General features: G+C 45.1%; 13 protein-coding genes. All 13 read right to left on the bottom strand.

The genetic code is table 11. The features are described 5' to 3' along the window. Positions 1 to 3: 3 nt before the first annotated feature. Positions 4 to 1,458, bottom strand: a complete 1,455-nt coding sequence (gene miaB, locus G5B11_RS12305) for a tRNA (N6-isopentenyl adenosine(37)-C2)-methylthiotransferase MiaB (protein ID WP_173728388.1) — start codon at positions 1,456 to 1,458, stop codon at positions 4 to 6. A 238-nt stretch (positions 1,459 to 1,696) separates the two neighbouring features. Then, the gene (locus G5B11_RS12300; RefSeq protein ID WP_158420935.1) at positions 1,697 to 1,984 is read right to left on the bottom strand and encodes a DUF2325 domain-containing protein; all 288 of its coding nucleotides are present in this window, start codon (positions 1,982 to 1,984) and stop codon (positions 1,697 to 1,699) included. 248 nt (positions 1,985 to 2,232) lie between these two features. Beyond that, a complete protein-coding gene (locus tag G5B11_RS12295) occupies positions 2,233 to 3,192 on the bottom strand; it encodes a M14 family zinc carboxypeptidase (protein ID WP_173728386.1) in 960 nt (319 codons plus the stop codon). Positions 3,193 to 3,470: 278 nt separating this feature from the next. Further along, positions 3,471 to 5,933, bottom strand: coding sequence for a hypothetical protein (locus G5B11_RS12290; protein ID WP_173728384.1), 2,463 nt, complete (start codon positions 5,931 to 5,933; stop codon positions 3,471 to 3,473). A 76-nt stretch (positions 5,934 to 6,009) separates the two neighbouring features. Next, positions 6,010 to 7,248: a glutamate-5-semialdehyde dehydrogenase gene (locus G5B11_RS12285; protein ID WP_334292245.1), complete on the bottom strand. Its 1,239-nt coding sequence runs from the start codon at positions 7,246 to 7,248 to the stop codon at positions 6,010 to 6,012. Between the two features lie 11 nt (positions 7,249 to 7,259). Then, on the bottom strand, positions 7,260 to 7,820 hold the full coding sequence (locus tag G5B11_RS12280) for a 5-formyltetrahydrofolate cyclo-ligase (RefSeq protein ID WP_173728382.1): 561 nt from the start codon (positions 7,818 to 7,820) through the stop codon (positions 7,260 to 7,262). Further along, entirely contained in the window at positions 7,798 to 8,019 is a 222-nt protein-coding gene (locus G5B11_RS12275; RefSeq protein ID WP_173728380.1) for a DUF896 domain-containing protein, read from the bottom strand. The genes G5B11_RS12280 and G5B11_RS12275 overlap by 23 nt, the downstream gene beginning before the upstream one ends. 10 nt (positions 8,020 to 8,029) lie before the next feature. Then, entirely contained in the window at positions 8,030 to 8,887 is an 858-nt protein-coding gene (gene proB, locus G5B11_RS12270) for a glutamate 5-kinase (RefSeq protein WP_158420929.1), read from the bottom strand. Positions 8,888 to 9,008: 121 nt separating this feature from the next. Then, complete coding sequence (locus tag G5B11_RS12265; protein WP_173728378.1) at positions 9,009 to 9,362, bottom strand: hypothetical protein; 354 nt, start codon at positions 9,360 to 9,362, stop codon at positions 9,009 to 9,011. 72 nt (positions 9,363 to 9,434) lie between these two features. Beyond that, positions 9,435 to 10,451 carry a DUF3048 domain-containing protein gene (locus G5B11_RS12260; RefSeq protein ID WP_244093006.1) on the bottom strand — a complete coding sequence of 339 codons (1,017 nt, stop codon included), beginning with the start codon at positions 10,449 to 10,451 and terminating at the stop codon, positions 9,435 to 9,437. Positions 10,452 to 10,517: 66 nt separating this feature from the next. Next, entirely contained in the window at positions 10,518 to 11,030 is a 513-nt protein-coding gene (gene ybeY, locus G5B11_RS12255; protein ID WP_244093005.1) for an rRNA maturation RNase YbeY, read from the bottom strand. After that, complete coding sequence (locus tag G5B11_RS12250) at positions 11,017 to 12,036, bottom strand: PhoH family protein (protein ID WP_158420927.1); 1,020 nt, start codon at positions 12,034 to 12,036, stop codon at positions 11,017 to 11,019. Before G5B11_RS12250 ends, ybeY begins: the two co-directional genes overlap by 14 nt. Before the next feature lie 64 nt (positions 12,037 to 12,100). After that, complete coding sequence (locus G5B11_RS12245) at positions 12,101 to 13,297, bottom strand: sporulation protein YqfD (RefSeq protein WP_158420926.1); 1,197 nt, start codon at positions 13,295 to 13,297, stop codon at positions 12,101 to 12,103. Between the last annotated feature and the right edge of the window lie 39 nt (positions 13,298 to 13,336).

The following is a 13,336-nucleotide window of genomic DNA, read 5'->3' as shown; positions in this document are numbered from 1 at the left end:
ATATCACTCCTGTTCTGTCACTGCAGTCCCCAGATAGTAAAATCCTTTGCAGGTATCCAGACGTACCTGGATATATTTGCCAAGCATATCAGAAGTTCCTGGAAAATGTACAAGAAGATTGTATTGGGTCCTTCCTGTAAAGATCCCTTTTTCTTTACTTTCTGTCTCAACCAGCACTTCCTGCACAGTGCCCTGGAATCTGGAAGATACCATCCTGCCCTTTTCCTGGACAAGGGAAAGAAGACGGTCAAAACGGTCTTTCACCACGTCCTCTGGTACCTGATCCTCCATTTTAGCAGCCGGTGTACCGCTCCGCTTGGAGTAAATAAATGTAAAAGCTGTATCAAAATCAGATTTATCAACCACATCCAGTGTTTCCAGAAAGTCTTCTTCTGTCTCACCTGGGAATCCTACAATAATATCGGTAGTCAGGGAAATATCCGGCACCGCCCCCCGAATCTTCTGCACAAGCTCCAGATATTTATCTTTATCGTAACGGCGATTCATCAGCTTCAGGATCCGACTGCTGCCAGACTGCATGGGAAGATGAAGATGATGGCATACCTTCTTGCTTTTTCCCATATATTCGATCAATTCGTCAGACAGATCCTTTGGATGGGAAGTCATGAACCGGATCCTTTTAAGGCCAGGAACAGCTTCTACCATCTGAAGAAGCTGCGCAAAGGTTATCGGATGCTCCAGGGTTTTGCCATAGGAATTTACATTCTGTCCAAGAAGCATCACCTCTGTCACCCCATCTGCCACCAGAGACTTCACTTCATTTACGATCGCCTCAGGCTCTCTGCTGCGCTCCCGTCCACGTACATAAGGAACAATACAGTAGCTGCAGAAATTGTTGCAGCCGAACATAATATTTACCCCGGATTTGAAAGAGTAATTACGCTCTGTAGGCAATTCTTCCACGATCTGTTCTGTACCTTCCCAGATTTCCACCAGCTGGCTGTCCCTGTTTTTCATCTCATAGAACAGCTCTGCAAACCGGAAAATATTGTGGGTTCCAAATACAAGATCTACAAATGGATAATCCTTCCTGATCTTATCTACTACATGCTGTTCCTGCATCATGCAGCCAAATAAAATGATCTTCATATCAGGATTGTGTTTCTTCAGATTATGAAGCTTGCCAAGACGGCCATATACCTTCAGATTGGCATTCTCACGGACGGTACAGGTATTGTAGATCACGATATCTGCATCTTCGGATTCTTTCCGGTCAAAGCCCATCTCATCCATAATACCTGCTACAACCTCAGACTGCTTTTCATTCATCTGACAGCCAAAGGTCTGAAGACAATAGGTTACCGGTCTGCCAAGAACAGCTCTCTCCCTTGCAAGGAGTTCCCTGATCTTTCCCATAAAGTAATACTGTCTTTTGGTCTCGTCAGCCGGCGGCTGTCCTGTAAGATCTATTTTAGTAAAATCAATTTCGTTAAACATAATTCCTCCCGTTTCACATATGCATGATTACAACAGAAAAACAACCCCAAAAAACGACTCTTCTGGGGCTGCATGTATCTTTTTATTATTTTATTTTATCCTATTCACAGCAGTTTGTCTACCATTTATTCGGGCGAATCAACAGTTGTATGAACCATTTATTCAGGCGAATCAACCGCCAGCCATTGCTGTCCGGGCTGTTTGGCAGCATGAAATCCAATCTGTACAATACCGCGATTTAAGCAAATACGCAATGCTGGTCAAGGGCTGTTTTCAGTGCACTTGCACTGCTAGTATGGATCCGGGCAACAGGAATATTGTTCTTTTTGGCTTCCTGTGAAGCGCTTAATACCATTTTGTGGGATACGGTATTGGTAAAAAGAACCATCAGATCCGGACTTCCGATCTTCTTACGGATGGATCCGTTCTCCTTTGGAAAAATCTTAGCTTTGTATCCGTATCCTTTGCAGATATCTGTATACTGACATACCATTCTTTCATTTCCACCGATAATTACAATACTCATGTGCGTCCTCCTTTAGCTGGCAAATATTTATTAGTTGTTTCTAACTCATGATTAAAAAATAAAGGGCTGATCTGTCAAACCTACTGGTGTAAGTGATCTCCCATCCAATATTCTTTTATCAGGCCGTCCATATCATTCTCATAATCGTTAGTCTGTGCTAACTTGCTATTAAGATACCTGATTTTGGACAGCCCGTCAAGACTGTATTTATAAAAAAACAGTTATTGAGGAATCTTATCAACAAGCAGTTAAGACACCAATCCACTTGTATAAGAAAAAATATATTCCAAAGGAAGAATACGGATATCCCTGGTACATTCTGAAAGTTCTTCCCTGGTCAGTTCTTGTCCCCATGTTTTTCCAATTTCTATACGCAGGGCTGGCCGTCCTGTGATCTGCTGATAAAAAGGTTCCGGGGCCCCAGCGGTAAAATATCTGCTTTCCTTATTTTCAGGGACTATGACGCTTTGTTTTTCCAGATGGTAACCCATCTTCAAACCGGATGCCTGTTCTTTTTTTACTCTTCTTCTGTCTGTACACTGTTGAAGATTTCTGGCAATTTTATGGCTTTTATATATCTGTCTGCCATTAATATCTCCTGTATAGTACAAAATCCTTTGCCAGGCTTGTCCAAAGGAGAGCAGGCCTTCTCCCTGATATTCCTGAAAAATCCGGATCAAAGCCTTTACTTCATTTTCGCTGGCTGGCCCCTGCCCTGCTCTTGTCCTTTTGTACCCGGATGTGGGAAAATTCCTGGAAAGATCCATCCCTCTTGCATTGCATCCAAATTCTTCACAGGGAATCTGCTGCATCTTCAGCATCTGCCTGTAGATAGGATTTCGGATCACAGAAAAGCCGTTTCGGCAGATTTCATAACCATCCGGATTGGCTAACGGGATCACACATAGCCTGATCTGATTCAGAAGCTTTCGGATATCATAAAAATCCTCAAGAAGCCATCCACACTCATAGGCTTTTGCATATTCCTCTGCCATGTATACCAGGATATCAGGGGTAATCTGATCTCTGCCATCCAAAGATCCAAGGCAAAACAGTACATTTCTTCCCTTTCCTATTTCCAGCATAGGGATCATCCTTTCATCATGACTGCTTCCAATCACCCGGAATTGTATAAAGCTGCTGTATCTTCCTGCCAGCTCCCACAGAGAGTAATATAATTTTTCATATGTATCAGATGCCTTTTCCATAAAACCCATCCTCCTTGTCCAATGCTGTAAATCATTCATAAAAGTATATGAAAAGAGACAGGCCAATAGACCTGTCTCCTAAAAGAATCTGTAGATACCTTAGCCGGAGCATAAAGCTCCAGGCTGATATTATATTCAAGAATGCCTCGGCATTCTTGCTGCGAGGTGCGCGTCATGCAATTGCATGACATACTTCTACTGCGCACCTCTGCAATCCTGCCGGAGGCTATATCAGCTGGGGGATTGACTCCCAGCTGATATACACAAGTTATAAAGGATCACGCTCTTTTACGTCTTCTTACGATCACATAGCCGCCTGCCAGAAGTGAAAGGGCTGCCAAGGATACCATAGCACCGATTGGTGAGTTATCTGCTGTGGAAGCATTGGATGCGGAAGATGTGCTGCCTGTGTCGGAATCATCTCCATCACGGCTTGCTGCATCGCTTCCTCCATCGCCATCTGTATCCTCACCGGTCTCACCGCCTCCATAATAACCGCCGCTGCCTGCTGCCGGTGTGCCGGATGGGGTACCTGAAGGCTCAAAGGTGATCTCTGCGGATCTGAAGGTGTAGGCAGCTGACTGAACAGTATCACTTGCCTGCCATTCTTTGCCATTATATACATATTTCTGGAAGAATACATACAGCTTAAAGGTCTTGGCCTCTTTGATACCATTCTTGGCACCGATCTGCCATTCTTTGTTCTGGTTCTTGGCTGATGGATTCTTGGATGTACTCCAGTAGATCGGACGCCACTGAACGTCTCCCTCTACAGGGCTCTTCACCTGCTCTGCAGTACTTGCTGTACCTGCACCGATCACAGTAAACTTGTAGAACTGGTTAGGATAGAACTCCAGTGCCTTATCCAGACCCTGGACAATGCTCTCTGTTACATTGGGAACAATTGGCTCACGGGTAACTACAGCTGCTGCCGGGCGGGCACTTGCCTTCAATGTATAGCGAAGAGGAGTAGCCTTTACATTATTATCGTCAACAGCAAACAGATATACATATACATCCTTACCATCCTCAGCAGTAATATTAGGTACATTTACAGTCACAGTCTGATCTGCTGCAAATGAAGAGACGGCATCGCTTACCTTAAAAGAAGGAATCTTGCTCTTGTCCTGGTTCCAGGCGATATAATACCGTCCATTCTTGTCTGCGGTAAACTTAAACATAGCCTTCTCACGGCCTGTCCATTTGATGTTCTGCTTATTGGAAAGCTTCATCTTCTTCACTGCCTGTGTAGGAGTAGGTGTAGCTGTGGCTGTGGGCACATCCGAAGGCTTCGGATCTACAGTAGGAATCGGTGTGGCTGTAGGAACCGGTATGGCTGTAGGAACTGGTGTGGCTGACGTCAGATATGCAGCACCTGTATTAGGATCTGACTGTAATTTATAATTGGCATCATCATAGGTCATCTGTGCTACAGAAGCAATCATATCCGCCGATGTGACAACCTGTGCGCCGCTAACATCTGCCGCAGAAACTACCAATGGCTGATTCTGGGCAAGCCCTGCAGTGGATGTGATATGGATCTCAGAATTTTGTACAGTGCTCTGCATCTGTACATATGCACCTGCGCCGTTCAAGACAATATTACCTGCAGAACCATCTGTCCTTGTATTGTCCTTGATCAGGATAGTGGCAGGAGAAGCTGTGCCTGCAACATCCTTAGATGCAGCTACCGTGAGCAGGCCTGTACTGTAAATAGCACCACCGGCTGCTTTGTCTGCCTCTGTATATGTGGAAACATTACCAATAATCGTACCGCCTGTCAGTACAATGGTACCGCCGTTTTCATTTAAGATGGCACTGCCGGCTGCGTTTGTCTTATTGTTCTGAAGGGTTACACCTGACTGAAGGCCGAATGTACCAGCCGGCTTCAGGATATGTACCAGCGCACCGGTCACATTCTCTGCCTGACCGCCGTCTACCGTCAGCTTACATACAGTGGAATCATCCTTCACACCGGCTGCAAACTGAAGGGATCCCTCATCAACGGTAAAAAGATCACCTGTATAATCCGCTGCACGATTCACAGTCAGATCTGTTTCACCTGCTGCAATGATCACATGCTTATCCCCAACTGCTACCGCAGCGTTGATCTCAATATTCTGCTTTAATATGATCTTCACTGGCTGATCCTTTGTACTGGAGCCGTCTGCGATCCCATTAATAGCTTCCTGCAAAGTGTTATAGGTAGCTGAGATCGTCTTACCATCTGCCGGATCGATCACATGAACCGGAAGGCTCTCATCTACTGTAGTTCCCCCATTCGTGCCATCATTGGCAGTATCTACAGCTGTATTATCTTCTGTGATATCCTGCACTGCATCCTGGATGTTGTCTGTATCCTGGGTATTGTCTGGATTCTGTGTAGTGTCAGGTACTGCCGGAGCTTCTGTGGGCTGGGCATCCGTGCCTGCCTGGGCGTTAGGATCTGTCTGGGCAGGTGTCTCCGTAACTGTATTATCTGTCTGGGTAGTATCTGTAGCAGCAGCCTGGTCTGCAGCCGGAGCTTCCGTTGCAGCCGGAGCTGCTGATAAAGCATCCCCTGTGGCCTGTCCCTCTGTATTAGCTGCAGCAGCCGGATCCGTCGCCGGGGCTTCCGCTGCTACTGCTGTTTCATCTATGGATACTGCTGCAGCGCCCTCTTCTGCAAAAGCAGAATACGGAACAGCGCTTACAGATAAGGCTCCCGCCATCATAAAAGCTAAAAGTTGTTTTTTCTTCATTGCTAGTCCTCCTCGTAAAGAGCAACATCTTAAAATATTAACATTGGGTCAAGTATAGCATACCTGTTCCCAAAAATCAACGAACTTGACCATTTCCATATATTATATACTTGGTAGTGGTCAGTGCATTAAGTCCCATGGGGCCTCTTGCATGAAGCTTCTGGGTACTGATGCCGATCTCTGCTCCAAAGCCAAATTCAAAGCCATCTGTAAAACGGGTAGATGCATTCACGTAGACAGCTGCTGCATCTACCTCATCCAGAAATCTCTGGGCATTCTCGTAATTATTGGTGATAATCGCTTCTGAATGCTTGGTATTATATTTATTAATATGGGCGATCGCTTCGTCTACGCTGCCCACCACCTTAATGGACAGGATGTAGTCCAAATATTCCCTGCCCCAATCCTCTTCCGTAGCTGCTACAGCATCCGGGATCAGTGCCCGTGCCGCCTCATCTGCACGCATCTGCACATGCTTCTGGCGAAGTCTCTCTGCCAGTACAGGAAGGAACACGTCCTTTACCTGTTCGTGGACAAGCAGGGATTCGCAGGCATTGCATACCCCTACTCTTTGGGTCTTTGCATTCATAACGATATCAGCAGCCATATAAAGATCTGCACTGTCATCCACATAAATATGACAGTTGCCTGTACCTGTCTCGATCACAGGAATGGTACTATTATTCACCACTGCCTGGATCAGACCCTTTCCTCCTCTTGGGATCAGCACATCCACATACTGATTCAGTTTCATAAATTCAGAAGCTGTCTCCCTGGAAGTATCCTGGATCAGGGCAATGGCATCTTCTGTCACTTCGTTCCTTGCAAGCACCTTACGGATCGATTCTACAATCGCCTGGTTGGAGTGGATCGCATCGCTGCCTCCCTTCAGGATCACCGCATTACCGGTCTTAAAGCACAGGGCAAAGGCGTCTGCAGTCACATTGGGACGAGCTTCGTAAATGATCCCCACAACCCCTAAGGGCACTCTTTTCTGTCCGATCAGAAGGCCATTAGGCCGCTTCTTCATGCCAAGCACTTCCCCTATGGGATCATCCAGGTCAGCCACCTGGCGCAGTCCCTCTCCGATCCCTTTGATCCGTTCTGCATCCAGCATAAGCCTGTCTACCAGGCCTTCCGACATCTGATTCTCCCTGCCCTTCTGAACATCAATGGCATTGGCGGCTAGGATCTTATCTGTATCCTTCACCAGCTGCTCTGCTGCCTGGCGAAGGATCTGATTCTTCTTATTGGTTGAAAGATTGCGAAGGATATTCTCTGCATCTACTGCATTTTTCCCAAGTATTTCCAGCATTTCATTCATGTCTAGTCCTCCCTTCTGAACAGAGTCTCTGTCTCAGTAACAATAACCTGCGGGCAGATGTCTGTGATCTCACAGGGCACCTGATCCTTTATCTGAAAATCAAAAGCCAGTGCAACGGTATCAAGCCCCGGATGCTTTTCAAGGTACCGGTCATAAAAGCCGCCGCCATAGCCGATTCTGTGGTTCTTTCTATCAAAGGCAACTCCCGGCATGATCATAAGTGCTTCATCCCAGCAGACGGCTTCGCCGGATACAGGCTCCGGAATCCCGAAATACCCTGGCTTTAGCTGATTAAAATCTGTGAGAAGATGGAAAACCATCTCCTTTCCCACCACTTTGGGAACTGCCACCTGCTTTCCTGCTTCCCAGGCAGCCCTGATGATATAATCTGTCTTCACCTCATGATGATAGTCTGCGTAGATCATCACTTTCTTTGCATGCTGGAAAACCGGAAGATCGATCAAATGCTTGGAAAGTTCTATACTGATATCCTGTACGCACTGGTCAGATATATCCTGACGGATGGCAAATATCTTTTTTCTAATGACCTTTTTTTCTTCCATATTTCTCTCCAAGATTCGTTATACTTCCGTCAGCCTCTTTAATATCAATACTGTTCAGCCTAGAACGAAGGCTTGCCCTTATTGACTCCAGATATTCCTCACGAAGAAGTGCCTGTTCTCTCTTCTCTTCATCTGTCAGACCAACGCTTTTAGCCTTATGAGCCAGAGTATTGATCCTGTCTATCTTACGTGCGTCCATAATCCTCTCCTTACAAAAGCTTTTCGATATAGTCGATCAGGAAGAATTCTTCCTGCTTCTTTCCAACAAAAAGAGTTCCACAGTCATCTCCTTTGGTGACACGATGGATATTATGAAAATCACTTCCGTTGGCGATCACCATATCCACTCCTGCAGCTGTAGCGATCCTTGCAGCTGTAAGCTTAGTAGCCATCCCGCCTGTACCCACATTACTGGTAGATGAACCCTTCCCCATATTCAAAATGCGTTCGTCAAAATTATCTACAGTATCTATAAACCTTGCATCCGGATTGGAATTAGGATCGTCGGTATATAAACCGTCGATATCAGACATAAGAATGAGAAGATCTGCCTCGATCAATGCAGCAACCACAGCTGAAAGAGTGTCATTGTCACCGAATTTCTCAAGAGACTGCATTTCATATGTAGAAATGGAGTCATTCTCATTAACAATGGGAATCACTCCTAACGAAAGTAATTCGTTAAATGTATTCTGTGCATTCCTTCGGTTAGCATTATTAACCATAGTATTCTTTGTCATCAGGATCTGGCCTGCCATCTGGTTATACTCCGAAAACAGCTTCTGGTAGATCAGCATCAGTCTGGCTTGGCCTACAGAGGCGCATGCCTGCTTCACACGAAGATCAGAAGGCTTGCCCTTCATACCCAGAGCCGCTGCCCCTACTGCAATGGCTCCGGAAGAAACAAGGACTACGTCCTTACCCTGATTGCGCAGATCTCCAAGCTCCCTCACCAGCACCTCCATCTTAAGCAGGTCCAGCCTTCCTGTGGCTGCATGTGTAAGGGAAGAACTGCCGATCTTAATAACAATTCTTTTTTTATCTTTCAGTCGTTCTCTGTAATTCATCTTCCTGTTTGCTCCAATACGCTTTTACCCTTTATTTCATCAAACTATATTACACCTTTTTGCGTCATTCGTCTATGATTTTTCAGCAGCTGGAAGGAATTTCAGAAAAAATTCATATTTATTAACTGGAATAATTTTCAAGAAATGCGTATAATTCTCTCTTATTCTTGATATATTTTCCTTTTTTCAGCTGCTGCATCAGCTCCTTTGGAAGGCTATCCCGGTGAATAGGGATCCTATCATATACGGTCTGTTTGTTGTTTTCATAGATCACTACCGTATCTCCCTCAAGCTGCAGATAATAAATCCCATATTCGCCCTTTGTTTCTCCTGCATTGACAGACCTGCCTGTAGTGATCTGCCCCAGGGCCAGGCCCTGGGATCCATCTTTCCCGCCTGTATAAGTAAGATAATATCCCAGGCACAGGATCCCTAAAATAAAAAATACGCTGATACAACAGAAAAATTTACGCATGAGAATCGCTCCTTTTTCTGATAGTATCAGCGCTAAGGTTAAAGATTATGCAGTCTCACCTCTGGCAAGATCTTACTGGTAAGAAATGGAATCCACCTTGTCATTCTGGATGATAGCAACCCAGGTGCGGCCAGGATTCAGACGGATCTCCTGATCATTGGCATCATAATAATGAGTAATACCCCATGGAGAATCCTTCTCCCAGCGGATATCAATCGCCTTGCCTCTGGTAATGAACTTGCCCTGTCCGGGTGTCATCACATCCACATTCAGATAACCATTAGAATCGTAAGGCTTATATGCAGAATATTGAAGGATAATATTGTCACAGGTAAGCTGCTGTCCGTTCAGTTCATCAATATGTGCTTCTCCAAACTGAAAACGGCTGTACTTCTTGGTATCAGCGTTATACTCAAACCAGGGGTGATTGTCTCCGTAATTGTCCAGCTTCACCACATTGGCAACAGTACCATTGTCCAGAGTAGTCTCTGTGCCGTCTTCTGCAAAAAGATAATGGCCTGTGTAATCAGACTTGTATTCCTGGCTGTATCCCATGGCATCAATGCCATTCTGAAGAAGCTGAGGTGTAGTATATGCATTATGAGGTGCCTGACGGTCTGTAGTACGGAAGAATGCAGTTGATCCCATGGTAAGTCCATTCAGATTGTCAATAGCATGCTGCTCAAGATAAGGAAGTGCATAAGCAGCCTGTCCATAATGCGTATAAATGGCATTAAATTCATTGGCATAGAAAATATAATAATCACGGCAGCTGCGGACAGAGCCGATCTTCTCCAGATTGTCATAGTCCTCAAAAATACCCATCAATCTTGTGATCTGTCCTTCTACAGGTGCTTCATAGATCACTCCTGCGTTGGTAAGCCCGCTTTGTGGCGCGCCGTTGCGATCATTGCCAAGCATCACTGCCACAGGTCTTCTCCGTCCAATGGAAGCCGGTACATCCTCTCCTGTAAGGTAACTCTTCACAGTATCTGAACTGTCTGCTTCCTGAGCCATAACTGTGCTGCTTCCTGCAAGGGAACAGGATAAAATCAACCCGGTAAGCATTCTGAATAATTTTTTCTTCATTTTTTTCTCCTTTACTGTTGCTGAACAAGTGGCATAAGTCCTATTAATTATACCTGATACGCAGACTTAACGTGTAATCCCAAGTTTCTCAAGTGCTGCTTCCTGCTTCTGCTCCATAATGGCAGCTTCCTCCGGAACCATGTGATCATATCCCAAAAGATGGAGCATGCTGTGAGCTACCAGAAAACAGAATTCTCTTTTGATACTATGTCCATAATCCTCAGCCTGACTGATCACTCTTTCTGCAGAGATCATAATATCTCCAAGAAGAAGCTCCTCTGTATCAAGATCAAAAAAGGATTCATCCTGATCCAGGATCTGATAATCTGCAGGCGTTTCAAAAGGAATCATAGGAAAAGAAAGCACATCTGTAGGTGCATCGATCCCACGGAACTGCCGGTTCACTTCATGGATCCCCGAATTATCTGTAAGAACAAGATTCACCTGACTATCATAAGGGCAGTTCTCCAGTTCCAGTACAGACTGTGCCACTTTCTTTGCAAGAGCTTCACAGTCCAATTCCAGAGAAATGTCTGTTTCACATTCATATTGTACAGATACCATTTTATTGTCCTCCATGTCTCCGTCTTCCATCGTATTTGGATCCTTTATCCTGCTTTGGCTGTCTTTTTTCATAATTCTCATAAGCCTGAACGATCTGCTGAACCAGTGGATGACGAACCACATCCTTGCTGGTAAGTTCACAGAAACCGATATCGTCGATCTTCTTCAGCACCTTCATAGCCACATCCAGACCGGAAACCGCATCTCTTGGAAGATCCTTCTGGGATGCATCTCCTGTAACGATCACCTTGGAACCAAATCCAATACGTGTAAGGAACATTTTCATCTGGGCAGGCGTGGTATTCTGTGCTTCATCCAGGATAATAAAAGCATTATCCAGGGTACGTCCCCTCATATACGCAAGGGGTGCCACCTCGATCAGACCTCTCTCCATATTCTTTGCAAAGCTGTCAGCCCCCATGATCTGATACAATGCATCGTAAAGTGGTCTTAAGTAAGGATCTACCTTACTTTGCAGGTCGCCAGGCAGAAATCCCAGCTTTTCTCCTGCTTCGATGGCAGGACGGGTAAGAATGATCCTGCTTACCTCTTCATTGCGGAAGGCAGTAACTGCCATGGCCATAGCAAGATAGGTCTTACCTGTACCTGCCGGACCCACACCGAATACGATCATTTTCTTGCGGATCTGATCCACATATTCCTTCTGTCCCAGGGTTTTAGGCTTGATGGGACGCCCTTGTATGGTATTACAGATAAAGTCCTTATCAATCTCCGTAATCACTTCATTTCTTTTCTCAAGAGCCAGGGAAAGGGCATAATTTACATTCTGGTCTGTGATCACATTGCCTCTTTTGGCAAGGGTCACAAGCTCTTCAATCAGCTGCTTGGCCTGTGCGGCACAGCCTTCTGCTCCAATGATCTTCAGAAAACCGTCCCTTGAGATCAGAGTTACATTCAGTGTCCTCTCTATCTGCTTCAGATGCCCGTCAAACTGTCCAAATACATTGCCCTCCAGGTCTGCCGGTATCTGGGTGTGTAATTCAATAATATTGCTTGCCATCTGTGCTGTCCTTTCTCGTATATTCCATTGCGCCCAGCAAGCAGGCACTGCTTACATTTTAACACTATTTCAGGATATTGGAACCCCTTTTTTCTACAGGAACCCGGATTCCTGTTTTTTCTATCACCACAAGGTTACCGCTGGCTGTACAGTTTTCCTGGTCTGTTTTAATTTTCACCTTGTTTTCCATCACTTCAATATCCTTTTTAAGAAGTTTTTTTTCAAACTGCTGTATATGAAGAACTGCCTTTTTCCTGGCTTCCTTGTCTGTAAGGATCCTTGTCTGGATCCGATATTTCTCATCTGTTGCAAAGCCGTAAGAGATGGGCAACACAAAATTCTCGGTAAGACAGATCTTTTGTTCTTCTGTAAACCTGCTGCTGTCCTGCTTCTGACTGGTGCCCCACATCCAGAAAAAAGGACCTGCTTTTATGAAAAATCCTTTTTTCCTTTCTCCTGTGTAAACTGCCTGCTTATTTTTCATGGAAAACTGATCATAATAGGAGATCTCATGTCGGACAAAAATATCCGCATCCGCACAGACGTAGTCATATCCTGTAATTTCCTGGCTGTCATTTACAAGCTCCACCTGTCCTTGCACCAGGAGCTGCCCTTTTTCACACATATCCCCAGTCTTCACCAAGGGAGTCCCTGCTCTTGTGATCATTCTTACGATTTCACCGTCCAGGCCTGAGGCAAGGCTGTATGGTATCTGTTCCTTCTCCGGTTCTTCCTTGGAAATGCCCTCTTTTACAGAAATCAGCAGCTGCGTACCTTCCCTGCGGACAGCAACCCATATCATATTTGTAAATTCTTTTCGGATCTGCCCCGCAAGAAAACTGCAGTCTACCTGACGGATACTCATTCCGTGATAAACATTCTGTTTTGCAAGAAAATCCAGGATCTGCCCGGAACTGTTCTTAACATTCCCTTCTATATGGATATTCCATATATGGCCAGAGAAGAAAATCAGTATACTGATACATAAAAGGATTCCAAGAAAAAACGCCTTTCTTTTTTTCAGTCTGAGAAAAAAGAAGGGCATTCCCTGTTTTTTTAATATATGAATATGTACTTTTGCTTTTCTCCGTACATGGGAAAGTCTGAAAAAATCCTTGGTAGAAACAGTTGCCCAAAGCTCACCCTGGGTAAAGAAAAGCTTTTCCAAGATGATACCTTTTGCCCTGCAAAGATTGAGGAAGCGTTCCTGCTCACCGCCACAGATACGGATCCATACAAAGCCCTTCCACAGATTCATCATATCTGAACCCTTTCGCAGCTGTATACTCCCTTTACAGCT

Source organism: Blautia glucerasea (assembly GCF_013304385.1).
Classification (GTDB): Bacteria; Bacillota; Clostridia; order Lachnospirales; family Lachnospiraceae; genus Blautia_A; species Blautia_A ammoniilytica.
The sequence above is the reverse complement of the archived record's forward strand: the minus strand, read 5'-3'. Positions and strand labels throughout refer to the sequence as shown.

Bases quoted from the DNA above. Each gene is read 5' to 3' on its own strand.
- miaB (WP_173728388.1), bottom strand. From the start codon at position 1,458: ATGTTTAACGAAATTGATTTTACTAAAATAGATCTTACAGGACAGCCG.
- G5B11_RS12300 (WP_158420935.1), bottom strand. From the start codon at position 1,984: ATGAGTATTGTAATTATCGGTGGAAATGAAAGAATGGTATGTCAGTAT.
- G5B11_RS12295 (WP_173728386.1), bottom strand. From the start codon at position 3,192: ATGGAAAAGGCATCTGATACATATGAAAAATTATATTACTCTCTGTGG.
- G5B11_RS12290 (WP_173728384.1), bottom strand. From the start codon at position 5,933: ATGAAGAAAAAACAACTTTTAGCTTTTATGATGGCGGGAGCCTTATCT.
- G5B11_RS12285 (WP_334292245.1), bottom strand. From the start codon at position 7,248: ATGCTGGAAATACTTGGGAAAAATGCAGTAGATGCAGAGAATATCCTT.
- G5B11_RS12280 (WP_173728382.1), bottom strand. From the start codon at position 7,820: ATGGAAGAAAAAAAGGTCATTAGAAAAAAGATATTTGCCATCCGTCAG.
- G5B11_RS12275 (WP_173728380.1), bottom strand. From the start codon at position 8,019: ATGGACGCACGTAAGATAGACAGGATCAATACTCTGGCTCATAAGGCT.
- proB (WP_158420929.1), bottom strand. From the start codon at position 8,887: ATGAATTACAGAGAACGACTGAAAGATAAAAAAAGAATTGTTATTAAG.
- G5B11_RS12265 (WP_173728378.1), bottom strand. From the start codon at position 9,362: ATGCGTAAATTTTTCTGTTGTATCAGCGTATTTTTTATTTTAGGGATC.
- G5B11_RS12260 (WP_244093006.1), bottom strand. From the start codon at position 10,451: ATGAAGAAAAAATTATTCAGAATGCTTACCGGGTTGATTTTATCCTGT.
- ybeY (WP_244093005.1), bottom strand. From the start codon at position 11,030: ATGGAGGACAATAAAATGGTATCTGTACAATATGAATGTGAAACAGAC.
- G5B11_RS12250 (WP_158420927.1), bottom strand. From the start codon at position 12,036: ATGGCAAGCAATATTATTGAATTACACACCCAGATACCGGCAGACCTG.
- G5B11_RS12245 (WP_158420926.1), bottom strand. From the start codon at position 13,297: ATGATGAATCTGTGGAAGGGCTTTGTATGGATCCGTATCTGTGGCGGT.